This is a genomic window from Sorangium sp. So ce176 (assembly GCF_051519835.1).
Taxonomy (GTDB): Bacteria; Myxococcota_A; Polyangia; order Polyangiales; family Polyangiaceae; genus Sorangium; species Sorangium cellulosum_G.
This window is the reverse complement of record NZ_CP150371.1, coordinates 3,189,156-3,210,849: the sequence shown is the minus strand read 5'-3', so window position 1 is coordinate 3,210,849 and position 21,694 is coordinate 3,189,156. Positions and strand designations below refer to the sequence as shown.

Sequence of the window (21,694 nt, the reverse complement as noted above, 5' to 3'; positions counted from 1 at the left end):
GCTCGGGCCGCATCTTCAGGAGCTGGACGAACGTGTCCAGCCAAACGCCCCCGAGGCCCCGCGCCCGGAGGATGTTGTACGGAGCCGGGGGATACGCAATTCTCGACGCCGCGCCGGTCGGCTCTCGGGGGCAGCGGCAGCGGGCGCGGGCGCGAGCAGGCGACGGGGCGGCGACGTCCCTGGCCAACAACGCGGAGGGATCATGTCGCTCTCATCGGACCAACGGAATCTGAGCTGGAATCCGCCTGAGGCGCCGTCGCGCATCGGGATCACGCTCGAGACGTACATCCTCGAGGGAATGCTCGGCTTCCCCTCGGCGACGGGGGCGTTCACCTCGCTCCTGAACCAGATCGGCCTGGCGGCGAAGCTCGTCACCTCCAAGGTCCGGCGGGCCGGCCTCGCCAACGTCCTCGGGTACACGGGACAGACCAACGTGCAGGGCGAGATCGTGCAGAAGCTCGACGAGGTCGCCAACGAGACGCTGCTCAGCGCGCTCGGGCGGCGCGGGCACTGCGCGGCCGTGGTCAGCGAGGAGCTCGGCGACATGAGGCTCCTCTCCACGGACCCGCGCGCCAAGTACATCATCGTCGTGGACCCGCTCGACGGCTCGTCCAACATCGACGTGAACATCTCGATCGGCACGATTTTCGGCGTGCTCCGCAAGAGCGACGCCAAGATGGGCGCTGATCCCTCCGATTTCCTGCGCCCCGGCCGCGACCTGGTCGCGGCGGGCTACGTGCTCTACGGATCGTCGACGCTGCTCGTCATCACGACCGGCCTCGGCGGCGTTCACGGGTTCACCTACGACCCGACCGTGGGCGAATTTTTCCTTTCCCACGAGAATATCCGCATCCCGGAGCGCGGCTCGACGTACTCCATCAACGAGGGCCACAGCGCGCGGTGGCCCGAGGACGTGCGCCGCTGGAACGCGTGGATCAAGGAGGATAGCGAGCGCGAGGGGAGGCCCTACGGCGCGCGGTACGTGGGATCGCTGGTCGCGGACGCGCACCGGACGCTCCTCAAGGGCGGCATCTTCGCGTACCCGGCCGATCGAAGCGGCCAGGGCAAGCTGCGGCTTCTCTACGAGGCGAACCCGTTCGCGTTCATCTTCGAGGCGGCCGGCGGCAAGGCGAGCACAGGGTCCCACCGCATCCTCGATCTGGTCCCGCAGTCGCTCCACGAGCGCGTGCCGCTCGTCCTCGGCTCGCCCCGCGACGTCGAGGACTTCGAGCAGTTTCTGAGCGGCGAGCGCTGAGGCGCCGAGAGCACGGCGCCGGCGCCTCCCCCGACGGGCCGCGGCGAGGGCGGCCCGCCGGTCAGACGCCCTGCGCGTCAGCGCCCCAGATCACCTTGTGGAGCTGGACCTGCACCCGGACGCGGAGGCCGTCGTCGAGCACCCACTGGACGAGATCTCTCGTCGAGAGCTTGCCCCAGACGCACGAGGCGAGCAGCGTCACGCCGCGCACGTCGAGGCGCCGCTCGCGGATGGTGCCCCGCATCCACTCGTAGTCCGCCCGGTCGGCGAGCACGAACTTGATCTCGTCGCGCGGCGTGAGGTGGTCGAGGTTCGACCAGCGGTTCCGGTGGGACTCCCCCGAGCCGGGCGCCTTCAGGTCCATGATCTTGTGCACGCGCGGATCGACGCGCGCGACGTCGGCCTCGCCGCTGGTCTCGACGAGGACCGTGCGGCCCGCGTCGCAGAGCTCCACGAGGAGCGGGAACGACCCGGGCTGCAGGAGCGGCTCTCCTCCGGTGAGCTCGACCAGCGGCGTGCCGAAGGCCAGCGCGCGCTCGAGGACGTCGCCGCGGCGGATCCGCTTGCCGCCGTAGAAGGCCTGCGTCGTGTCGCACCAGGAGCAGCGCAGGTTGCACCCGGTGAGCCGGACGAACGTGCACGGAAGCCCGGCGAACGTCGATTCGCCCTGCACGCTGGCGTAGATTTCGTGGACGACGAGGGTGTCTTCTTTCAAGGAAGCGACGCCTCCCAGGAGCCGGGTCGGCCTGGCCAGCTCCGCGCCGCCGGCGACCCGCGATGGGCGCAAGCTTTGGCTGCGCGGCGCGCGCAACGCAAGCGGCGCGAGGCGCTCAGCCGGAAGTGACGCTGACCTCGCCAGCCGCCACCGCCCGGAGGACGCCATCCCCGCCGCGGACCAGGAGGTGCCCCTCGGCGTCGATGCCCGCCGCGACGCCGGCCACGCCCGCCACCTCGACGCGGCGGTCGCGCAGCCAGTCCATCCGGGCGAGATCCTCGGCGAAGGGCGAGAGCCGCCCGGCCTCGAACCTCGCCGCCGCGTCGCCGAGCGCCTGGAGCAGCTCCGCGGCGAGGACCTCGCGCGGGACGTCGTCGATCCCGAGCATCGCCAGCGACGTGGCCCGCGCCGAGAGCTCCGGCGGGAAGCGCGACGTGTGGACGTTCAGCCCGACGCCGACGATCACGCTGCTCACCGAGTGGCCGCGGAGCTGGGCCTCGACGAGGATCCCCGCCAGCTTGCGGCCCCCGACCAGCACGTCGTTCGGCCACTTGAGCCGCACCTCGGCGAGCGGGTCGCCGCCGGGCGCGCCGAGGCGCGCCGAGGACACGAGCCGCCGCTCGACGACGGACGCCACGGCGAGCCCCATGACAAGGGCGATCGGCGCCACGCTGCTCGCCGGCAGGCTGGGGCGCAGCACCACCGACAGGTAGAGGTTCTCCCCGGGCGGGGAGTGCCAGGAGCGCCCGCCGCGCCCGCGCCCCTGCGTCTGCGCGTCGGCGAGGAACGCAGCGCCGTGCGGCGCGCCGGCGGCGGCCGCGCTCCGCGCGTCGTCGTTCGTCGACGCTGTCTCCGCCGCCACGGCGAGCGGGCTCCCGAGCGACGCGCCGAGGCGCGAGAGCTCGAGCTCGATGGCCCGCGCGTCGAGCCGCCTCACAGCGAGAGATCCAGCGCGATGTCGGCCGCCCGCGCCGAGTGCGTCAGCGCCCCGACGCTGATGACGTCGATGCCCGCCGCCGCCAGCTCGGGGATGCGCTCCAGCGTGATGCCGCCGGAGACCTCCAGGAGAGGGCGGCCACGCTGCGACGACCGCGCGCGAGCGGCGGCGATCTTGACGTCGGCGAGCGTGAAGTTGTCGAGCATGATGATGTCCGCGCCCGCGGCCAGCGCCTCGTCGAGCTCCTGGAGAGAGGCGACCTCGACCTCGATCTTCGTCGTGTGCGGGGCGCGCGCCCGCGCGCGGGCGATGGCCGTCGTGATGCCGCCCGCCGCGATGATGTGGTTGTCCTTGATCATCACCGCGCTCCCGAGGTTGTCGCGGTGGTTGTGCGCGCCGCCGACGCGCACCGCGTAGCGCTCCAGGGCGCGGAGGCCGGGCGTCGTCTTGCGGGTGTCGGTGATGCGCACGCCAGACCCGGCCGGGATCGCCGCGGCGTAACGGCGCGCCTCGGAGGCCACGCCGCTCATCCGCTGCGCGAAGTTCAGCGCGGTGCGCTCCGCGCCGAGGAGCGTGCGCGCCGCGCCGCGCACCGTCCAGAGCACGGCGCCTGTGTCGACCGAGGTGCCGTCCGGGACGAGCACCTCGCCCTCCACCGCCGGATCCAGGCGCTGGAAGACGCGGAGGAACACGGCCCCCCCGCACGCGACGAGCGGCTTGCGCGCGACCGCCTTCGCGGTGGCGCGCGCGGAGGCCTCGACACAGGCCTCGGTGGTGAGATCGCCTCCCGCGAGATCTTCTTCCAGAGCGCGATCGATCAAGGCATCGAGCAACGGCGCAGCCAGCACAGGCATCTCCCTCAGCGCCGCACCCCGCGGCGCCACCAGGTATACCCGCTCCCACGCGCACGCATCAGCGACGTCGCACGGTCAAAGCTCTCGCAATAACGCATCGCGTCATCGCTGACCCCGGACCGGGGATTGCGACCTCGGCGGTATGGCTGCCCTGGACGGGACCCGGACGGGACGGATAGGGCTTGCGTCGCCGAAAAAACGGTGCCGATCGCGACCACCGCGACCTTGTGTCGCACAAATGGGGCTGACGTTCGTCTACCAGCCTGTGAGACTCTCCGAGCAACTCCAGCCCCAGCGCCCTCAACGGAGATCGATGCGTCCGCAGGCAGGCCAGGTCATCAACAACAAGTACCGACTCGTGCGCATCATCGGCGACGGCGGCATGGGGAGCGTCTACGAAGCCCGCCACGAGGTGCTGGGGACGACGGTCGCCCTCAAGTTCCTCCACCCCGAGCTGTCCCGCCGCTCGGGCCTGGTGCAGCGCTTCCTGCAGGAGGCGCGCGTCTCCGCGCAGATCCAGAGCGCGCACGTGGTCCGCGTCGTCGACGTCGACCAGACGGCCTCCGGCCTGGCGTTCATCGTCATGGAGTACCTGGAGGGGAAGACGCTCCAGGCCCTCTACGAGGAGCTGTACCGGGCGGGCGTCCGGCTCGCGTACGCCGACGCGCTCGAGTACGCGATGCAGATGCTCGAGGGCGTCGAGGCCGCCCACCGCGCGGGCGTCGTCCACCGGGATCTCAAGCCGGACAACGTCATCATCACGAGGACGACCAAGGGGGAGCCGCTCATCAAGCTGCTCGACTTCGGCATCGCCAAGCTGAAGGTCACGGGGGAGCTCGATCGCGGGCTCACGCGCCCGGGCGTGATCATGGGCACGCCCGAGTACATGGCCCCGGAGCAGGCGTACTCGGCGGACTCCGTGGACGCGCGCGCCGACATCTTCTCGCTGGGCGTCATCATCTTCGAGATGCTGGCCGGCCGCCGGCCGGTCGGCGGCGATGAGCCCCAGCAGATCGCGGGCGCCTACCTGTCGGGCCAGATATCGCGGCTCTCGGACCTCGCCCCCGAGCTCGCGCCCGCCCTCTGCGCCGCCATCCACCGCGCGATGTCGGCCTCGCCGCCCGATCGGTTCGCGACCACCGCCGAGCTTCGCAGCGCGCTCGATCCGTTCGCCCGGGCCGCCCGCGCCCCGTCGGCGCTCACGCCCTCGCCCTCCGAGGTCAGCCTGGCGCGGTCGTCCGCTTCCGCCCTGCCGGCGGCCCTCGCTGCGCCAGGGATGGCCTCGCCCTCCGCGCTGGCGCCCGCGACCAACCCGATGGGCGACGGCCGCATCAGCGCCGTGCCCAAGACGATCCCGCCGGAGGACGACGGCGCGCAGCGCGCCATGAGCGGCCCCCCGGGAGCGCCCGGGGCCTCGACCCCCATGGGGGGCTTCTCGTCGGACGCCCGGGGCCCCTCCGCGTCGGCCCCGGGGTTCACGCCCAGGCCGGAGCCCTCGTCGGGTCCGTACTTCGCCCACGGGGGCTACCCTCCGGTCGGGCAGCCGGCGACGGTGAACGCCGCGCCCTACATGCCGCCGCACGGGATGCCCGGCGTTCCGGCCACGAGCCACGAGCCTGGGCCGTTCGACGTGTCGCCGCGCCCGGGCGGGACGGCGGTCGGAAACGCGCCTCCTTTCATGGGCCGGACCTCGGCGGCGCCCCCGGGCGCGTTCAACGGCGGCCCGGCGCCCGGCTTCGGAGGGCCCTACGGCGGCGGCCCGCAAGGGTACCTCCCCGGGACGGCGCCGATGGAGCCGCTGCCCGGGGCCTCGCACGGCGGCTCGGCGCACCGGGCGCAGCCACCTCGGCGCGGGACATCGGTGTTCACCATCCTGCTGCTCGCCACGGGGATCACCGGCGCCGTCGTGGGCGGTCTGTACATCGCCAACGAGGTCAACCGCGGGAGGCAGGCGGACGCGACGCCCACCCTGCCGACGCTCCAGCCGGCCATCACGGTCCCCCCGGATCCCGGCCCCGCCGCCACGACGCCGCCCGCCACGACGCCCCCCGCCGTGACGTCGCCCTCGGTCGAGCCGCCGCCGGTCGTCGCCAAGCCTCAGCCCAAGCCGCCCTCGACCTCGACCTCGAAGCCCCCGACGGCGCCGAGCGCGACGGGGACGCAGACACCGCCGACACGCCCGAGCGGGACGACGATCATCCCCACGCTGCCGCCCCTCGTCATCCCCTCGACGTTCCCCCCGTTCCCGTTCCCTGGGTCGACCAGCGCACAGCCTCCGACCAGCCCGCCGACGACAACCACGCCGAGCCCGCCGACGACCAGCCCGCCGACGACCACCACGCCCAGCACGCCGCCCGAGAGGCCTCGACGACGCGTGATCATCGTACCCAACAACTGACTCGCCCGGCGCGCACGGTAGGATGCGATCCCGATGAGCAACCAGAATAGCGGTCCGCCGCCCGGATGGCCTGCGCCCCCGAGCGGCATGTACGGCCCTGGCAAGACAGTGCCCGGCGAGCCTCCGCTCGCGGGGAGCAACTCGCCTCAGGGCGCCTTCCCCGGGCCTCCCGGCGCCGCGCCGCAGGACCCAGGAGCCGCAGGCGCGAGTGTCCCGCGGACCATCGTCGAGGGCGGGAACAACAGCGCCCCGCCGCCCGGCGCTTACGGCGCTCCTCCGGGCGCGTACGGCGCGCCGCCGGTGGGCGCGTACGGTGCAGGGCCGGCAGGTGGGGCCGGACCGTATGGCCCTGGTGCAACGGCGACGTACGACGGTCCCCCCGGAGCCGGGGGCGCCTACGGGCAGCCGCCGCCCGCCGGCGCCTTCGGCGGATCGCCGTTCGGCGCACCAGGCGGCCCCGGGGCTGCCGGCGCGCCGGGGTACCCTGCGGGGAGCGCTCACCAGATGCCGGGCGCCGCCCCGCCGTACGCGGCGCCGATGCCCGCGCGGCCTCGCCCGAGGAGCTCCGGCCTACCGCTCGCCTTGATCGGACTCGGCGCGTTCGTTGTCTTCGGGGGCGGCGCGACCGCCTACTTCATGGCGCGCAGCGGAAGCTCGTCCGACGACGCCACGCTGCCCGCGGTCGATGTGCCCCCGCCGACCCCCGTGTCGGTCGCCGGTGACGCGCCGCCGCCCCCGCCCGCGGCCACCACGCCGGAGCCACCCCCGCCGGATCCGGTCCCCGTGGCAGCCCCGAAGCCGCCGCCGAAGACACAACCCAAGCCGGCATCGACGGCCAACGCGGGCGCCACGCCCACGCCTCCGGCGACCACGCCCACCGCGACCACGCCTCCGGTGACCCCGACGACGCCGTCCGCGACGACCCCCACGCCCACGCCCTCCACGTCCTCGTCGGGCCGGCGGAGGATCGTCCTGCCAGGCAGGAACTGAGCGGATCCACGCCGCCAGCGCCGCCGCCGACAGCGGCGCGGCGGGCGCGATCCGGGCTCCCCCTGAGCCCGCTTGACATGGCGGTCAGGGTGAGCAGGTTCCGATGCCATGAGCAAATCCGGGATCGCCGCAGTCCTCTCTTTCCTCGTTCCGGGCGTTGGGCAGCTCTACAACGGCGCGTTTCTGCGCTGCATCTTCTGGCTGATCGTCACGCCCGGCCTGTGGATCGGCACGGGCGGCTGGCTCGGCTGGATCTGCCACCTGATCTCCGCGTACACCGCGTACCAGTACGCGAAGCGCTCCGACGCCTGACCCGCGACCCCGAGGCGAGCGCGCCCCCCCGACGACGGCGCGCTCGCTCAGGTCGCCTTCGCGAAGATCCTCTTCAGCACCTCGCCCGTCGCCGTCGCCTGGCGCGCCACCTCGCGCGGGGTGCCCTCGGCCACGATGCGCCCCCCGCCCGCGCCGCCCTCCGGGCCCAGCTCCACCACGTGATCCGCGCACGCGATGACAGCGGGGTGGTGCTCGATGATCACGAGCGTGTCGCCGCGCTCGACCAGGCGATCGAGCACGCGGACCAGCCGCGTCACGTCCGCCAGGTGCAGGCCGGTCGTCGGCTCGTCGAGCACGTAGAGCGTGGGCTTGGGGCGCGCGCCGGCCGTCAGCTCCGCCGCGAGCTTGAGCCGCTGGGCCTCGCCGCCCGAGAGCGTGTGCGAGCCCTGGCCGATGTGGAGGTAGCCAACGCCCAGATCGCACATGGTCGCGAGCGGCGCGCGGATCCGCGGGTGCGCCGCGAAGACCTCGACCGCCTCCTCGGCGGTGAGATCCAGGATCTCGCCGACGGACAGGCCGAGGTAGCGCAGGTCGAGCGTCGCCGGCTCGAAGCGCGCGCCGCCGCACGCCTCACAGGGCGTTGTCACGTCGGGCAGGAACGACATCTCGTGCGCGATGACGCCCTGGCCCTCGCACGCGGGGCACCGCCCGCCGGAGGCCGTGTTGAAGGAGAACCGCGCCGGGCCGTAGCCGCGCACCTGCGCGTCGGGGCACGCGGCGTAGAGCTTGCGGACCTCGTCCCAGACGCCCAGGAACGTCGCCGGGACCGAGCGCGGCGTCCGCCCGATGGGCGACTGATCGACGGCCACCGCCCGGAGGATGCTCTTCGGCAGCTTGAGCGCCTTGTGCGGGCCCGGCTCGGGCGCCTCGAGCTTCAGCGCGCGGCGCGCGGCAGGGTAGAGCACCTTCTGGATCAGCGTGCTCTTCCCCGAGCCGGACACCCCGGCGACCACCGTCATCCGGCCCGCGGGGATCCGGAGCGCGTCCCCCTGGAGGTTGTGCGCGCGCGCCCCGAGCAGCTCGATGTGCTCGCGCGCCGGAGGGCGCGCCGGGCGCGCGCTGAGCAGGGCGCCCTCACCGGCGAGGGCGCGGGCCGTCGGTGAGTCGGGGTTCGCGAGCACCTCGCGCGACGCGCCTGCCGCGACGATCCGGCCGCCCTTGCGCCCGCCCGAGGGGCCGAGGTCGATCAGGTGATCCGCGGCGCGGATCGTGTCGGCGTCGTGCTCCACCATGAGCACGGTGCTCCCCATGGCGGCGAGCCGCCGCAGGTTGTCGAGCAGCCGATCGGTGTCGCGCGGGTGCAGGCCGATCGTCGGCTCGTCGAGCACGTACAGCGCGCCGGTGAGGCCGCTGCCGAGCTGCGCCGCGAGCCGCAGGCGCTGCATCTCGCCGCCCGAGAGCGTGGACGCGCGCCGGTCGAGCGTCAGGTAGCCGAGGCCCACCTCGCAGACGAAGTCGAGCCGGCGGCAGAGCTCCTTGTGCGGCGCCTCGGCGATCAGCGCGCGATCACCCGTGAAGCGCAGCCCCTTCGCCCACGCGGCCGCGGCGGCGACCGACCGGCCGGACGCCTGGTGGTACCGCTCGCCGGCGAGGCGCACGGCGCGCGGGATCGGCGCGAGGCGCGAGCCCGCGCAGGCCTCGCACGGATCGGGCGTCGCGAGCGCGTCGTCGTCGAAATCCGAGGCGCCCGTCCCCTCGCACGCCTCGCAGCGGCCCTGCTTCGTGTTGAACGAGAACCAGCGGGGATCGAGCTCTGGGACGCCGACGCCGCAGCGCGGGCAGGTGCGCGTCGTGGAGAGGAGCTGCTCGCCGCCGCGGCCGCCGGCGAGCTTCACCGCCCCCCGCCCGAAGGCGAGGGCGCGATCGAAGAGCGCGCGATCGAGGCCGTCCATGCGCCCCTCGTACATGACGAGATCGATCGAGTGCTCGCGGCGCTTGTCGAGGCGCGGCGGGCTATCGGTCGCGCACGGCTCACCGTCGGCGAGCGCGCGGGTGATGCCGGCGCGGGCGGCGGCGGTGAACACGTCGAGGTACGTCCCCTTGCGCGCCACGACCGCGGGCGCGAGGAGCGTCCGCGCGCCGCGCGTCGAGAGGAGCGCGCGGTAGACCTCGTCCGGCGAGCGCGCCTCGATCGGCACGTCGCAGTCCGGGCACCGCGCCTCGCCGACCTTGGCGTAGAGCAGCCGCAGGTAGTGCGCGATCTCGGTCACTGTCGCGACGGTCGAGTTGGCGCCGGAGCGCGTGGTGCGCTGCTCGAGCGCGATCGACGGGGGCACGCCGGTGACGCGGTCGACGTCCGGCCGCGGCAGCGTGGGGAGGAACTGGCGCGCGTAGGGGGTCAGCGTCTCGAGGAAGCGCCGCTGGCCCTCGGCGAAGACGACGTCGAAGGCGAGCGTGCTCTTGCCGGAGCCGCTCGGGCCCGTGACGACGACGATCTGGCCGTGCGGGATCACGGTCGAGACCTCGGCGAGGTTGTGCTCGCGCGCCCCCTCCACCTCGATCCGCCCCCGGTCGAGCGACGCGCGCGCGGCGCCGTTGCCGCCGCGCTTGGCGGGCTTCGGGGCGGCGGTCGCCGCGGCCGCCCCGCCGCGCCGCGGTCGCCGCGCTGCGCCCTCTCCTCGCTGCGCGAACCAGTCCGCGAGCGAGCTGCCGGTCCGCCCCGTCGTCCTGGCCACCTCCTCGGGCGTCCCTTCGGCCACGACGCGCCCGCCCTCGCTGCCCGCGCCCGGTCCGAGATCGATGACCCAGTCGGCCGCCGCGATGACGTCGAGATCGTGTTCGACGACGATCACCGAGGCGCCCTCGGCGACGAGCACGGAGAGCGCGGCGTTGAGGTGCTTCACCTCCTCCGGGTGCAGGCCGGCGCTCGGCTCGTCGAGGAGGAAGAGCGCGCCCGCGCAGGGCTCGCCGAGCGCGCGCGCGATCTTGAGCCGCTGCGCCTCGCCGCCCGAGAGCGTCGAGAGCGGCTGGCCGAGCGTGAGGTAGCCGAGGCCGAGCTGCTTGAGCGGCGCGAGCGCCCGCCGGACCGCGGGCTCCCGCGCGAAGGCGTCGAACGCCTCGTCGATCGAGAGATCGAGCACGTCGGCGACCGAGCGGCCGTCGAGCTTCACCTCGAGCACCTCGTCGCGGAACCGCTTGCCCTTGCAGGTCGGGCAGGTCAGCGACACGTCCGCCAGGAACTGCATCTCGATCGTCTCGCTCCCCTCGCCCGAGCACGCCTCGCAGCGCCCGAGCGCGACGTTGAACGAGAAGTGGCCGGGCCCGAGGTCCCGCGCCGCCGCCTCCGGCTGCTCGGCGAAGAGCGCGCGGACGCGGTTCCAGGCGCCGGTGTAGGTCGCGGGGTTGCCCCGAGAGGTGCGCCCGAGCGGCGCCTGATCGACGAGCGTGATCGTGCGGATGTCGGCCGTGCCCTCGATGCGCCTGTACAGGCCGGGCGCCTCGATGTCCTTGTAGCCGCGCGCCCGCGCGATGTGCCGGTAGAGCACGTCGCTCACCAGCGTGCTCTTGCCCGAGCCGCTCGGCCCCGTGATCGCCGCGACGACGCCGAGCGGGATGTCGACCGTGACGTCGCGGAGGTTGTTCTCGCGCGCGCCGTGGATCGAGATCTTGCCGGTCGGCGTGCGGCGCTCCGCGCGCGCCGCGACCAGCGGGCTGCGCGCGGCGAGCCCCTCGGGCGGGCCGTCGAAGGTGACGCGCCCGCCCTGCTTGCCCGCGCCGGGGCCCAGCTCGACGACGCGATCGCTCGCCCGGATGACGAGGGGCTCGTGCTCGATGACGAGCACGGCGTTGCCGCGGTCGGCGAGCTCGCGCATGGCCGCGATGAGCGGTGGGATGTCCGTCGGATGCAGGCCGACGGTCGGCTCGTCGAGCACGAAGAGCGCGCCCGTCAGCGAGGTGCCGAGCGCCGCGGTGAGCGCGACGCGCTGCGCCTCGCCGCCCGAGAGCGTGCGCGCCTGTCGAGAGAGCGAGAGGTAGCCGAGCCCGACCCGCTCGAGGTAGCCGAGCCGCGCGATGAGCTCGCGGCGCGCCATCTCCCCCTGGCCGGTCTGGGGGCGCTCGGCCTCGAGCCGCGCGCGGGCGTCGCGGAGCTCGAGCTCGTGCCACGCGGCGAGATCGAGGCCGCCGACGCGGTAGAGGAGCGACTCGGGGGAGAGCCGCTTGCCGCTGCACGCGCCGCAGACGTCGTAGGTGCGGTAGCGCGCGAGCAGCACGCGGACGTGCATCTTGTAGGTGCGCGTCTCGAGCCAGCGGAACCATGCCTTCACGCCGGGGTACTTCCCCTGGTTCCACGTGCCCTCGCCCTCGAGCACGAGCGCGCGCTGCGCCTCGGAGAGCTCGCGCCACGGCCTGTCGGTGCGGATCCCGTTCCGCTCGCAGAACGCGCGGAGCACCTTGCGCTCCCACGTGGTCGAGCGGCCGTTCCAGGGGCGGATCGCGCCGCCCGCGAGCGACTTCGCCGGGTCCGGGATCACCTTGTCGTAGTCGATGCCGAGGGTGCGTCCGAAGCCGCGGCACGAGGTGCACGCGCCGGTCGGGGACTGGTACGAGAACAGCCCCGGGCGCGGCGGATCGAAGGCGCGCGCGCACGAGGGGCAGGCGAGCCCGCGCACGAGCCGGAGCCGCGTCGACCCCGCCCCGTTGCCGTTCGGCTCCTCGCTCTTGCGGTGCAGGTGGAGCGACGCGTCGCCGCCGCCGCCCTTCCAGGCCTCCTCGATGGCGGCGCCGAGGCGCCGGCGCTCCCGGGGGGCGACGCGGACGCGGTCGACGATGACCTCGACCTTGTCCGTGCCGCTCAGCGCCTCGGAGGGCGCCACGCTGTCGATGTCGCGCGCCTCCCCGCGGACGAGCAGGCGACGGTAGCCGGCGGAGAGCAGCGACTCGCGCACGTCGAGGAAGCGCTCGGTGCCCGCGACGGGGATCGGGTACGTGACGAGCGCTGTCGCCCCCTCGTGCGCGCTCGCGGCGAGGTCGGCCGCGCGCGCGGGGTCGGTCCGCGCGGCGGGCGCGTCGCAGGAGGGGCAGACGGGCACCGCCTCGCGCGCGAAGAGCGCGCAGAAGTACGGCTCGAGATCGGCCATGGTGGCGACGGTCGACCGCGAGCTCTTGACCGGCGCGCGGCGATCGACGGCGACGCCGGCCGCCACGGGCTCGAGCGAATCGATCGGCGGCCGCTCGAGCCGCTCGAGGAACTGGCGGGCGTACGGGCTGAAGCTCTCGACGAACCGGCGTTGTCCTTCGGAGTAGAGCGTGTCGAGCGCGAGCGAGGATTTTCCGGCCCCGGACACGCCGGCGATGGCCACGAGCTCGCCGGGCCGGAAGTCGAGGTCGATGCCCTGGAGGTTGTGCGTGCGGGCGCCGCGGAGACAGATGGATTGCATAGAGGCGCGGAAGGGTGGGCCCGCGGGGATGGCGTCCGGAGCGGACAGGCCCGCGTGAAACCGCGAGTGTTTAGCCCCCTTTCAGTCGAGCGTCCAAGCGTCGCGGACGATCGTGCGTGGGCGGCACACCGGCGCACGTGCGCCGCAGCTTTGCGTTCTTCAGCGCGAAATTATCGCGTGTCGTGCCGAGTCCGTGCGCTCACGGCACGCGAGGAGGGCTCACGCGCTCGTGTCTGTCCGGTTCGATCGGAACGGCGGGCAGCGAGCACTTGAACGACGTTGCTCGCGAGGGGCTGGCGGACGCGAGCGGCTAGCCGCCGTTGACGAGGAGGAGCGAGAGGTAGCCGTAGTCGTTGCTGACCCAGTTCGCGCTGAAGGTCTGGCCGCACATCCCGATGTTGTAGGTGCCTGCGGTGAGGCCGGTGATCACGGCGCTGAGCCCGAAGGACACGCGCGTGCGCGCCGGGACACGACCTCCCGTCATGCCGAGGCCGGCCACGCGCACCTCCTCGAGGACCGGGCCGGACGGTCCTGAACGAACCCGCTGGTAGCACATGTACAGGTTGAGGTTGTCCGCCGGGAGGGTCTCCGCTCCCAGGTATCGATGGGCGGTCGCGTAGATCGACTGGCTCGTCGACGAGATCTCGACCGATGCCGTGGGCCCGAAGAAATCGACAGGCATCCCGGCCGGCAGCGCGTCGTGCGGGCCGATCCCGTGGACCATCAACGACAGCAGAACGCCTTGTGGCCCGACCGGACCGGCGGGGCCGGTCAGACCGCGGGGCCCTTGCAGCCCCTGCGGCCCGGTGGGGCCCGCGGGGCCGACAGCGCCGTCGAGCCCAGGAGGTCCCTCCGGGCCCATCGGACCTTCCGGCCCCGTCGGGCCGATCGGACCTGCTGGCCCCATCGGGCCGATCGGGCCTTCCGCACCCCTCGGCCCCACGGGACCGATCTGGCCCTCGGGTCCCATCGGGCCTTCTGGCCCCCTGGGCCCCGCGGCACCAGCGGGCCCGGCCGGGCCTTCCGGCCCCCTCGGCCCGACAGGACCCGCCGGCCCCACGGGTCCGGTTGGCCCCACAGGTCCGGCAGGCCCGATGGATCCCGCTGGCCCTGCCGGCCCCTCCGGGCCTTCCGGCCCCCTCGGCCCGACCGGACCTGTGGCGCCTGCCGGCCCTGTCGGCCCCGCCTGGCCTGGCGACCCTGCCGGCCCCGTCGCTCCTGTGGGGCCTTCCGGACCGGCCGGCCCCTCGGGCCCCTGAAGCCCCGCCGGCGAGCCGACCCACTGCCCGTTCTCGTTGATCACCACGGTCTCGTTCACCGCGATCCCGCGCTGGTCGACCCGCACCGTGCTGCCGTTCGAGGTGTTCACCGTGACCGAGCTCGGCGTGATGTCGCCGCTCACGTTGCCGGCGAGGAGCGCATACGGCACGCTCGCGACCGTCGCGCGCGGCTCCAGCTCGACGTCGTCGCCGACCGTGATGCCGAGGAACCGCTCGTCGCCGTCGAAGATCGTGCCCTGGAACGGGACGATCGAGCCGAGGCGCACCGAGAAGAAGCCGTCCTCGAACGTGATCGCGTGGGCCTCGCTCCAGACGGGCGTCGACGCATCGCGATCGTCGTACAGGGCGAAGACGACCTCGATCGTCTCGTTGATGGGCGCGCCCTCCGCGTCGTAGAGCCGGCCCTGGTGGGTGATGGTCGACGGCACCGCCGCGGCCGCGGTCCCCGCGCCCGCGATCGCGCCCGCCGCCAGGGCGGAGGCCGTCATGTACCGCGCGATCGTCGATGCCCTCATCGCCTTGTCCTCTTCATGGCGAGCTCTCGCTGGCCCCGATGAGCCCGCCCTGCATCCGATATCGAGGTGTCGTCGTCGTCGCCTGGTTCTGCGTCGGCTGGCCGAGCGTGAACACCATCCGGTAGCGCGCGCTCTTCGCGATCTCGCCGGCTGTCACCGTCTCGCTCGTCCCGACGCGCGCCGCAGCCAGGACGCCCCCACCCTGCCCCTCGCCGCCGCTGCCCGAGCCCGCGGCCGCGTCATGGCCGCCATCGCCTCTCGCGATCGGAGGCCCCACCATCCCCGGGTCGGCGGCGCAGCTGCACGCGGGGGTCAACGCGGCGATCACCACCGCTCCGAGCCAGGCGGAAAAGCGCAGTCCGCGGTTCACTGAGTCCTCCGGCCCGACGGCAAGTCGTGCTCAAGATGCATTGGACGAGCGACGGCGATCGGCGTCAAGCGACGACCCCGCCGCCGCGCGGCATCGCCGCCGCGCCCGAGGGAACGGCGCGCTCCGCCGGCCCGGCGGGCGCGCGGTGAGACGGTGGACAGGCGGCGGCGCGCGCGCTATGCGGCCGCGTGAGCCGCGCTGACAAAGAGAAGGAACGAGAGGGAGAGAAGCTCATCGTGCGCAACAAGCGCGCGACCTTCGACTACACGCTCGAGGACCGGTACGAGGCGGGGCTGGTCCTGCTCGGCAGCGAGGTGAAGATGCTCCGCGACGGCGCGGCCGAGCTGACGGACAGCTGGTGCGCCATCGAGAACGGCGAGGTGTTCCTGAAGGGGGTGAACATCCCCGTGATGCCCCAGGCGGCGTTCGGGCACGAGCCGAAACGCGCGCGCAAGCTGCTGCTCCACGAGAGCGAGATCGAGGCGATCCGCAAGGGCGTGGAGCGGGAGGGCATGACGGTGATCGCGACCCGCCTCTACTTCAAGAACGGCCGCGTGAAGGTGGAGATCGCCCTCGCCAAGGGGAAGAAGACCGTCGACAAGCGCGAGAGCCTGAAGGAGAAGGACGCCGCGCGTGAAGCGCGCGCGGCCATCGAGCGGGCCCGCGGCGGAGGCGGGCGCGGCGCCCCACCCCGCGCTGCGCGCAGCGAGAACCGCCCCCGCCCGCGGAGGCCGGAATGACGCCGCACCTCACCTGGTCCAAAGGCGGCGAGGCCGAGCTCATCGAGCTCGACGGCGACCGCGTGCGGCTCCGCTCGACCGCCTCCTCGGCCCCCGGCGCGCGCGTGGAGGGCTCGCTCTCGACCGGGACGGCGATCCGGGTGAAGGTGGCCCGCTGTCGCCTGCTCGCCCCCCATGCGCCGGACAATCCGGCGCCGGCCGAGCGCATCTATGAGCTGGAGGGCCGGCTCATCGACGCAACGCGTGACGTCCGCGCCGAGCTCGCACGGCTCGTCGCCGGCGAGCGTCCGAGCTGATCCAGGCCGCGGAGCGGCTCGCGGAGCGGCGGGTGTTGCGGTGATCCACGGCGACACTTACGCTGGTTTCCATGAAAATTACGTCGCGCCCTCGTGTAATTCTACGGCGCTGCTCGACGTATGATGTGGCGAAGATCCGCGACATCGTGCGCAGCGGCCTCGAGGAGCTGTCGCTCCGGCCGCACGGCCGGACGCTGATCAAGCCGAACGTCGTCGCCTCGGGCGCGCACTTCCCGCACGCCTATACGCGGCCCGAGTTCATCGAGGGGGTGATCGGCGCGCTCAAGGATCGCGACGACGGACGCGTGACCGAGCTCGCCGTGGGGGAGCGGTGCGGCATCACGCTCCCGACCCGCATGACGTACGAGGGCGCCGGCTACTACCCCATGTTCCGCCGGACCGGGGTGAAGCACTACCACTTCGAGGAAGAGCAGCAGGTCGAGATCCCGCTCACGCACGAGGGCCGGCTGCGCGACTACGTGTTCACGCCGGAGCCCGTCGCGAAGGCCGACTTCTTCGTGAACTGCCCCAAGTTCAAGTCGCACCCCTGGACCACCGTGACCTTCTCGATGAAGAACTACATCGGGATCCAGGACGATCGCCACCGCCTCATCGATCACGATCACCGGCTGAACGAGAAGGTCGCCGACCTCCAGTACATCGTGCAGCCGCAGTTCATCGCGATCGACGCCATCACCGCGGGCGAGGGCCGGATGCTCACGCCGTCGCCGTTCGATCTGGGCCTCATCATCATGGGGAACAACCAGGTCGCGTTCGACGCTGTCTGCTGTCAGATCATCGGCGTCGATCCGCGGAGCGTCGAGCACATCCGCCTGGCCTCCGAGCGCGGGTTCGGACCGGTGGACCTCGGCGAGATCGAGATCACGGGGGACGTGACGCTCGAGGAGGCGCAGCAGAAGGCGAAGGGGTTCAAGGTGGGCCTCGTCCGCGTCGAGAAGTACTTCGAGGGCACCAACATCACGGCCTACGCGGGGTCGCCGCCCGAGCCCGAGCACACCGACTACTGCTGGGGCGGCTGCCCGGGGGCGATCGAGGAGGCGATCGAGATCCTGCGCGAGTACGACAAGGAGTGCGACGCGAAGATGCCGCGGATGCACGTTGTGTTCGGCGCCTACGAGGGGCCCATCGACGCAAAGCCGGGCGAGAAGGTCGTCTTCATCGGCGACTGCGCGACGTACAAGGGCAAGATCGGCGATCAGCTCATCAGCATCGACAGCCTGTACCGCGAGCGGAGCGAGCGGGACCCGTACACGGCGAAGCACGATGACGTCCTCGCGAAGATGGTGAAGGTGACGACCAAGCTCGCGATGGCCCGCAACGAGACCGTCATCCGGCTCGAGGGCTGCCCCGTGAGCGTCGCGGAGCAGGTGCTCACGCTGGTCACGCTGGGCAAGACGAAGAACCCGTACTTCGCCGCCGATCAGGTGCTCGAGTTCAACAAGGCGTACGTCGCCTGGCGCGGGGCCTCGCTCGCGAAGCGGCTCTCCGGCAAGCCCTACCAGGTCCACGGGGCGTGCTCGCGCGGCGCGGCGGCCCCCGAGCTCCCGTCCGAGCCGCCTAGCCCGCCGGCCGCAGAGTGAGCTCGAAGAGGATCTCGAGCTCGTCGCGCACCTTGAACGCCCCGAGCGGCCCCTTGACCTCGCGCACGCCGAGCGCGGCCATCGAGAGCTGACAGCCCCCCGCCACCTCGACGGCGCCCTCGCCGCGATCGCTCGCGGAGAGGCGGGTCGCCAGCGCGGCGCTCCCCGAGGCGATCTGGACGCGTACCTCGGCGCGATCCCGCGTGATCCCCGAGGCGCGGACCTCCACGACCTCGGTGCCTCGGAGCACCTCTTCCCGGATGCGCCGCTCGATGTCGCGACGATCGCCGGCCGAGAGCGCGTCCGGGTCGAGGCTGTCGCCGCGCAGGACCCCCGCCACACGGAGCCCGGTCGCGGGGATCGAGAGCTCGGCCGTCCAGGTGTCGCCGTCTAGCCGCGCCCGGCCGCGCAGCTCGGACGCGGCGATCTCGAGGTCGTGCGCCAGGCGCGCAAGCATCCCGACGGCACGGGTGCGGATCGTCAGGCGGGACGCGGCGGGGTCGAGGTGCAGCTCCTTCAAGAAACGAAGCTCCTTGTCGCCAGGAGGCGGAACAACGGGGTCAACTGCGGGACCGGAGGCATGCGGGAGACCGGAGAGCGCCCTCAGCGACGCTTGGAGCGACGTGGTCCGTCAGGGACGAGCACGTAGCGGCTCGATGTGGGCTCGGGCTGCCGGAGGAGCTCGGCGCGGAGCAGCGCCTCGGCGAGCCGCGCCTCGATGACCTCGTCGGCGATGCCCGGCTCCAGGGTGACCACCGCGGCCTGGATGTCGCGCGCCAGCGCGTCGAACTCCGCGCTGTCGAACGCGTAGATGTCGTCGGGGAACAGCAGCGCGAGCGGCTTTCGCTCCACGGCCGTGTTCGTCAGCGCCGCGAGATCGCTCTCGACGATGAGCATGACGCGGGCCCGCAGGCACATCCCCCTGCACCGCGCCGCCAGCTCCTCCACCGAACCGACGAGCAGGACCGAACGAGGCGTGTTGACCGCCTTGGTGGCCTCGTCGTCGCCGTGAGTCATTCCCTGAAGAGTACGTGAACGCGCGGATGAAGCCATCCCCTTGCGGCATCGCGGAGGAGGCCAGGCGGCCGGTCGCGGCTGCGCTGGACCGAGCGACCCCGCTGCCCCGGCACGCAGCGTTACTCCCTGCACCGAGCCGCCGCGGCGAGCGCAAGAGCGAGGGCGCTGAGCGCGAGCAGGCCAGCGCTCGCGGATTGCCCGAGCCCGAGCGGCGAGGGTCCGCCGAGGAGGTTCACGGCGTTTCCCCGCGGCAAGAGCGCGCCCACCACGCCGGCCGAGCCGCCGAGAAGGAAGTCGGCGACGAGCGGCACGAAGCGGCCGCGGCCGCGCCGCAGAAAGGTAGCGCCGAGCGAGAACCAGCCGGCGTAGGCGGCGCCGGTCAGCGCGCCGATCCACCCACTGATGAGCACGTCTCGAGCGAACGGCGCGGCGCTGGGACCATGGGCGATCGCGACGACCACGACGGCGAGCAACGCTCCCACCACCGCGGACGACAGGAGCGCAGCAAGGGCGATGCCCAGCGCGACGTGGTGGGACGAGGCACCGAAGCGAGCCGCCGGCCAGGCCGCCTCGCGCAGCGCGGTCCGATCGGCGGCGTCGGCGGCCAGGGCGAAGATCGTGAGCGGCGTGACGACGCGGAACGTCGCGAGCAGCGCCCGGTCCACGGCCCCGGAGGAGCCGAACGCGACCTCGATCACCGAGGCCGCGACCGCGAGCGCGACGCCGAGCCCGAGCGCCAGCAGCGGGCGCCGCGCGCGGAGGCGGCTCAATGCCAGCTCCACGCCGAGCCGGACGGCCAGGAGCGCGCCCGCGCTCCGATCGAGGTGCCCCCCGGCGGGAGGCAGCGGCTGGACTGCAGCGATCGGAGCGCTCTCACCGACCATCGTGGGGTCCTGTCTCCGTGGCGCGCGGCGAACCGTCGGCCAGCGACGATAGATCGGCCGCGGGCGGTCCGCCGGAAGCGCCGTCGCCGAGGGGCGACGGCAGCGCGCCGGCGGGCGCCGGGCCGGAAGGCGGTGGGGCAGGAGGCGCCGGGCCGGGCGGCGCCGGCGCGCCGAACGCCGCCACGGCGACCGGCCCCTGGGGCGGCGCGCTGGGCAGCGGCGCGGCGCCGGGCAGCGGCGCGGCGTTGGGCAGCGGCGCGGCGCCGGGCAGCGGCGCGGCGTCGCCGACAGGCGCGCCGAACGGCCGGCGCGGGCGCACGGCGGCCAGGTGCAGCGCGGTCGCCGCCCTCACGTCGTGCATCGACGGCGTCGGAGACCAGATCGCGGCGAGCGTGACGTCCTCCCGAGCGGCTGCATCCAGGATCGCGAGCGCCGCCGCCTCCCTGTCCGCGGCCCGGATCCGCAGCGTCGAGGATGCGCCCGCCGGCCCCTGCTCCCACGATCCGGCGCGCACCGCGGGAGAGATCGCGAGCGCCGCGGCGAGCGCGCGGGCGCCGGGCGCGTCGGGCCCCCGCTCGTGGATGAGCACGTGGAGCTCGACCTCGGGCCCCCCCGCGCCCGGCGCGACAGGGATCGGGGCGCCGGCGAGCCGCTCGCCGTCGCCGGGCTCGGTCCGGGCGATGACGCCGCGATCGAGCACGTGGATGCGGTCGCCTACGGCCTTCGCGTCGACGGTCGAGGACGTGATCAGCACGACGCAGGCGCCGCCGTCCGCGAGCGCGCGGAGGCGACCCCGGACCAGCTCCGTCGACGGCACGGCGACGTCGGCGAACGGCTCGAAGAGGCAGAGCAGGAGCGGCTGCGGCACGCCCAGGGCGAGCGACAGCTCGACGGACCGGGCCTCGGCGAAGCTCAGCGAGGCCGTGCGGCGGGCGAGGAGCGGCGCGACGCCGAGCGGCTCGAGCAGCGCCGCGGCGCTGCTCGGGGGCGCGCCGCGGGCGCGGAGCGCCACGGACATGGAGGACGCCACCGAGGCGCCGTCGGGCAGCTCCGGGGCGACGGAGAGAACGCCGATCCGCGCCCGCGTCGCAGCGCTCCGGAACGGCTCGCGCCCCGCCACGACGACGCGGCCCGCGAGGGGCGCGGCGCGCCCCGCGAGCAGCTCGGCGAGCGCCAGCGTCCCGTCCTCCGGCGCGCCGAGGACGGCGTGAACGCCCGGGCCGAGCGCCAACGCCACGCCGACGAGGCCCCCGCGAGAGCGCCCCGCCTCGCCGGCGCTGTCGCGCGCGCGCACGCCCGCGAGCACCACGATGGGCGCGTCGGGGCTCATCCGACCGGGCTCCCCGAGCGGGCCGCGAACGTGAGGAACGCGCCGAGCGCGCCCGGGACCGACCACCGCGAGTCGCCGGCGAGATCGGCGAGCGCCCAGGGAACGAGGATCAGCGAGAGGAACAGGGCGCGCCCCCGCGGCCCGGCGACGCGGCCGCTCGCCGCGGCGATGCCGCCGAGCGTCACGCCGGAGACGACGCCGAAGAGGGCGAGCGCCGCGCCGAAGGCCAGGTGCTGCAAGGCGAGCTGCGCGGAGCCGGAGAGGAGCGCCGCGAGCACCGAGAGCGCGGCCAGCGGGAGCGCGATGACCCGCCCGACCTCCAGCATGGCGGCGAGGCTACGCGCGCCGTGGAGCGACGCCCGCGAGATCCCGCGCGCGGCGGCGAGCGCCTCGATGCCGTCGCGGCGGTCGGCCGCAGGCCGATCGTTCGCCGCGGCGAGGGCGATGGGGCCAGCGGCCACCCACGCGAGCCCGCGCGCCGCGGACCCGAGCAGCCCCTCCATCGACGTCGTCCCGTCGTCCAGCCGGAGCACGAGCGCCATGGCGCCGTACCCCAGCGAGATCAGCGCGGCCATGGCGAGGCCGAGCCGCCCGCCGCGCGCGCCGCGGAGCCGCGCGCAGCCCAGCGCTACGGCGGCGCGCAGCGCCTTCCGGAGCGCCGCGCGCCGCCGCCCGAGATCGTCCGGACGCCTGCTCGGCGCATCGCGCGGTTCGGGATCGTGCGGGCGGGTCATCGGGAGGCCGTAGGGCGTATGGGCAGAGCGCAAGGCAGCGCGCGAGCTGAGCAGCGGCGAGGCGCGC

The 21,694-nt window shown here is 73.9% G+C and carries 18 protein-coding genes; 7 read left to right on the top strand and 11 right to left on the bottom strand.

Annotation, left to right across the window (positions count from 1 at the left end; translation table 11 throughout):
* Positions 1–202: 202 nt before the first annotated feature.
* Entirely contained in the window at positions 203–1,255 is a 1,053-nt protein-coding gene (fbp, locus tag WMF42_RS12285) for a class 1 fructose-bisphosphatase (RefSeq protein ID WP_437691992.1), read from the top strand.
* 61 nt (positions 1,256–1,316) lie between these two features.
* On the opposite strand, the gene WMF42_RS12280 is transcribed toward fbp, so the two are convergent.
* The 3 genes from WMF42_RS12280 to nadC form a co-directional block, all read right to left on the bottom strand.
* Positions 1,317–1,970 carry a radical SAM protein gene (locus WMF42_RS12280; RefSeq protein WP_061609266.1) on the bottom strand — a complete coding sequence of 218 codons (654 nt, stop codon included), beginning with the start codon at positions 1,968–1,970 and terminating at the stop codon, positions 1,317–1,319.
* Positions 1,971–2,085: 115 nt separating this feature from the next.
* The gene (locus WMF42_RS12275) at positions 2,086–2,907 is read right to left on the bottom strand and encodes a biotin--[acetyl-CoA-carboxylase] ligase (protein WP_437691990.1); all 822 of its coding nucleotides are present in this window, start codon (positions 2,905–2,907) and stop codon (positions 2,086–2,088) included.
* Complete coding sequence (nadC, locus tag WMF42_RS12270) at positions 2,904–3,755, bottom strand: carboxylating nicotinate-nucleotide diphosphorylase (RefSeq protein ID WP_081426619.1); 852 nt, start codon at positions 3,753–3,755, stop codon at positions 2,904–2,906. Before nadC ends, WMF42_RS12275 begins: the two co-directional genes overlap by 4 nt.
* Before the next feature lie 319 nt (positions 3,756–4,074).
* On the opposite strand from nadC, the gene WMF42_RS12265 reads away from it, so the two are divergent.
* The 3 genes from WMF42_RS12265 (at position 4,075) to WMF42_RS12255 (ending at position 7,461) form a co-directional block, all read left to right on the top strand.
* The gene (locus tag WMF42_RS12265; RefSeq protein ID WP_437691988.1) at positions 4,075–6,159 is read left to right on the top strand and encodes a protein kinase domain-containing protein; all 2,085 of its coding nucleotides are present in this window, start codon (positions 4,075–4,077) and stop codon (positions 6,157–6,159) included.
* A 33-nt stretch (positions 6,160–6,192) separates the two neighbouring features.
* Positions 6,193–7,149, top strand: coding sequence for a hypothetical protein (locus WMF42_RS12260; RefSeq protein ID WP_155798524.1), 957 nt, complete (start codon positions 6,193–6,195; stop codon positions 7,147–7,149).
* 108 nt (positions 7,150–7,257) lie between these two features.
* On the top strand, positions 7,258–7,461 hold the full coding sequence (locus tag WMF42_RS12255) for a hypothetical protein (RefSeq protein ID WP_061609261.1): 204 nt from the start codon (positions 7,258–7,260) through the stop codon (positions 7,459–7,461).
* A gap of 47 nt (positions 7,462–7,508) precedes the next feature.
* On the opposite strand, the gene uvrA is transcribed toward WMF42_RS12255, so the two are convergent.
* From uvrA to WMF42_RS12240, 3 genes are all read right to left on the bottom strand, one after another.
* Complete coding sequence (gene uvrA / locus WMF42_RS12250) at positions 7,509–12,860, bottom strand: excinuclease ABC subunit UvrA (protein ID WP_061609260.1); 5,352 nt, start codon at positions 12,858–12,860, stop codon at positions 7,509–7,511.
* 310 nt (positions 12,861–13,170) lie between these two features.
* Positions 13,171–14,655 (bottom strand): collagen-like protein, encoded by a 1,485-nt coding sequence (locus WMF42_RS12245; RefSeq protein ID WP_061609259.1) that lies wholly within the window; start codon positions 14,653–14,655, stop codon positions 13,171–13,173.
* Between the two features lie 13 nt (positions 14,656–14,668).
* Entirely contained in the window at positions 14,669–14,983 is a 315-nt protein-coding gene (locus tag WMF42_RS12240; RefSeq protein WP_233561788.1) for a hypothetical protein, read from the bottom strand.
* 230 nt (positions 14,984–15,213) lie between these two features.
* On the opposite strand from WMF42_RS12240, the gene smpB reads away from it, so the two are divergent.
* The 3 genes from smpB to WMF42_RS12225 all read left to right on the top strand — a co-directional run bounded on the left by smpB (position 15,214) and on the right by WMF42_RS12225 (position 17,662).
* Entirely contained in the window at positions 15,214–15,765 is a 552-nt protein-coding gene (smpB, locus tag WMF42_RS12235; protein ID WP_061609257.1) for an SsrA-binding protein SmpB, read from the top strand.
* Positions 15,762–16,061, top strand: a complete 300-nt coding sequence (locus WMF42_RS12230) for a hypothetical protein (RefSeq protein ID WP_061609256.1) — start codon at positions 15,762–15,764, stop codon at positions 16,059–16,061. The genes smpB and WMF42_RS12230 overlap by 4 nt, the downstream gene beginning before the upstream one ends.
* A gap of 125 nt (positions 16,062–16,186) precedes the next feature.
* A complete protein-coding gene (locus tag WMF42_RS12225; protein ID WP_437691985.1) occupies positions 16,187–17,662 on the top strand; it encodes a DUF362 domain-containing protein in 1,476 nt (491 codons plus the stop codon).
* Here WMF42_RS12225 and WMF42_RS12220 read toward each other — a convergent pair.
* The 5 genes from WMF42_RS12220 to WMF42_RS12200 all read right to left on the bottom strand — a co-directional run bounded on the left by WMF42_RS12220 (position 17,640) and on the right by WMF42_RS12200 (position 21,627).
* Positions 17,640–18,182, bottom strand: a complete 543-nt coding sequence (locus WMF42_RS12220; RefSeq protein WP_437691984.1) for a hypothetical protein — start codon at positions 18,180–18,182, stop codon at positions 17,640–17,642. The two genes, WMF42_RS12225 and WMF42_RS12220, sit on opposite strands and share 23 nt — an antisense overlap.
* 83 nt (positions 18,183–18,265) lie before the next feature.
* Positions 18,266–18,679: a hypothetical protein gene (locus WMF42_RS12215; RefSeq protein ID WP_233561778.1), complete on the bottom strand. Its 414-nt coding sequence runs from the start codon at positions 18,677–18,679 to the stop codon at positions 18,266–18,268.
* Positions 18,680–18,798: 119 nt separating this feature from the next.
* The gene (locus WMF42_RS12210) at positions 18,799–19,563 is read right to left on the bottom strand and encodes a hypothetical protein (protein WP_061609252.1); all 765 of its coding nucleotides are present in this window, start codon (positions 19,561–19,563) and stop codon (positions 18,799–18,801) included.
* Positions 19,553–20,893 carry an ABC transporter ATP-binding protein gene (locus WMF42_RS12205; protein WP_437691983.1) on the bottom strand — a complete coding sequence of 447 codons (1,341 nt, stop codon included), beginning with the start codon at positions 20,891–20,893 and terminating at the stop codon, positions 19,553–19,555. The genes WMF42_RS12210 and WMF42_RS12205 overlap by 11 nt, the downstream gene beginning before the upstream one ends.
* The gene (locus WMF42_RS12200; protein WP_437691982.1) at positions 20,890–21,627 is read right to left on the bottom strand and encodes a hypothetical protein; all 738 of its coding nucleotides are present in this window, start codon (positions 21,625–21,627) and stop codon (positions 20,890–20,892) included. The genes WMF42_RS12205 and WMF42_RS12200 overlap by 4 nt, the downstream gene beginning before the upstream one ends.
* Positions 21,628–21,694: the final 67 nt, after the last annotated feature.

What these genes read in the sequence shown, in the direction of transcription:
- WMF42_RS12260 (WP_155798524.1), top strand. Translation starts at nt 6,193, where the DNA reads ATGAGCAACCAGAATAGCGGTCCGCCGCCCGGATGGCCTGCGCCCCCG.
- WMF42_RS12210 (WP_061609252.1), bottom strand. Translation starts at nt 19,563, where the DNA reads ATGGTCGGTGAGAGCGCTCCGATCGCTGCAGTCCAGCCGCTGCCTCCC.
- WMF42_RS12215 (WP_233561778.1), bottom strand. Translation starts at nt 18,679, where the DNA reads ATGACTCACGGCGACGACGAGGCCACCAAGGCGGTCAACACGCCTCGT.
- WMF42_RS12200 (WP_437691982.1), bottom strand. Translation starts at nt 21,627, where the DNA reads ATGACCCGCCCGCACGATCCCGAACCGCGCGATGCGCCGAGCAGGCGT.
- WMF42_RS12230 (WP_061609256.1), top strand. Translation starts at nt 15,762, where the DNA reads ATGACGCCGCACCTCACCTGGTCCAAAGGCGGCGAGGCCGAGCTCATC.
- WMF42_RS12265 (WP_437691988.1), top strand. Translation starts at nt 4,075, where the DNA reads ATGCGTCCGCAGGCAGGCCAGGTCATCAACAACAAGTACCGACTCGTG.
- WMF42_RS12245 (WP_061609259.1), bottom strand. Translation starts at nt 14,655, where the DNA reads ATGAGGGCATCGACGATCGCGCGGTACATGACGGCCTCCGCCCTGGCG.
- WMF42_RS12255 (WP_061609261.1), top strand. Translation starts at nt 7,258, where the DNA reads ATGAGCAAATCCGGGATCGCCGCAGTCCTCTCTTTCCTCGTTCCGGGC.
- WMF42_RS12205 (WP_437691983.1), bottom strand. Translation starts at nt 20,893, where the DNA reads ATGAGCCCCGACGCGCCCATCGTGGTGCTCGCGGGCGTGCGCGCGCGC.
- fbp (WP_437691992.1), top strand. Translation starts at nt 203, where the DNA reads ATGTCGCTCTCATCGGACCAACGGAATCTGAGCTGGAATCCGCCTGAG.
- uvrA (WP_061609260.1), bottom strand. Translation starts at nt 12,860, where the DNA reads ATGCAATCCATCTGTCTCCGCGGCGCCCGCACGCACAACCTCCAGGGC.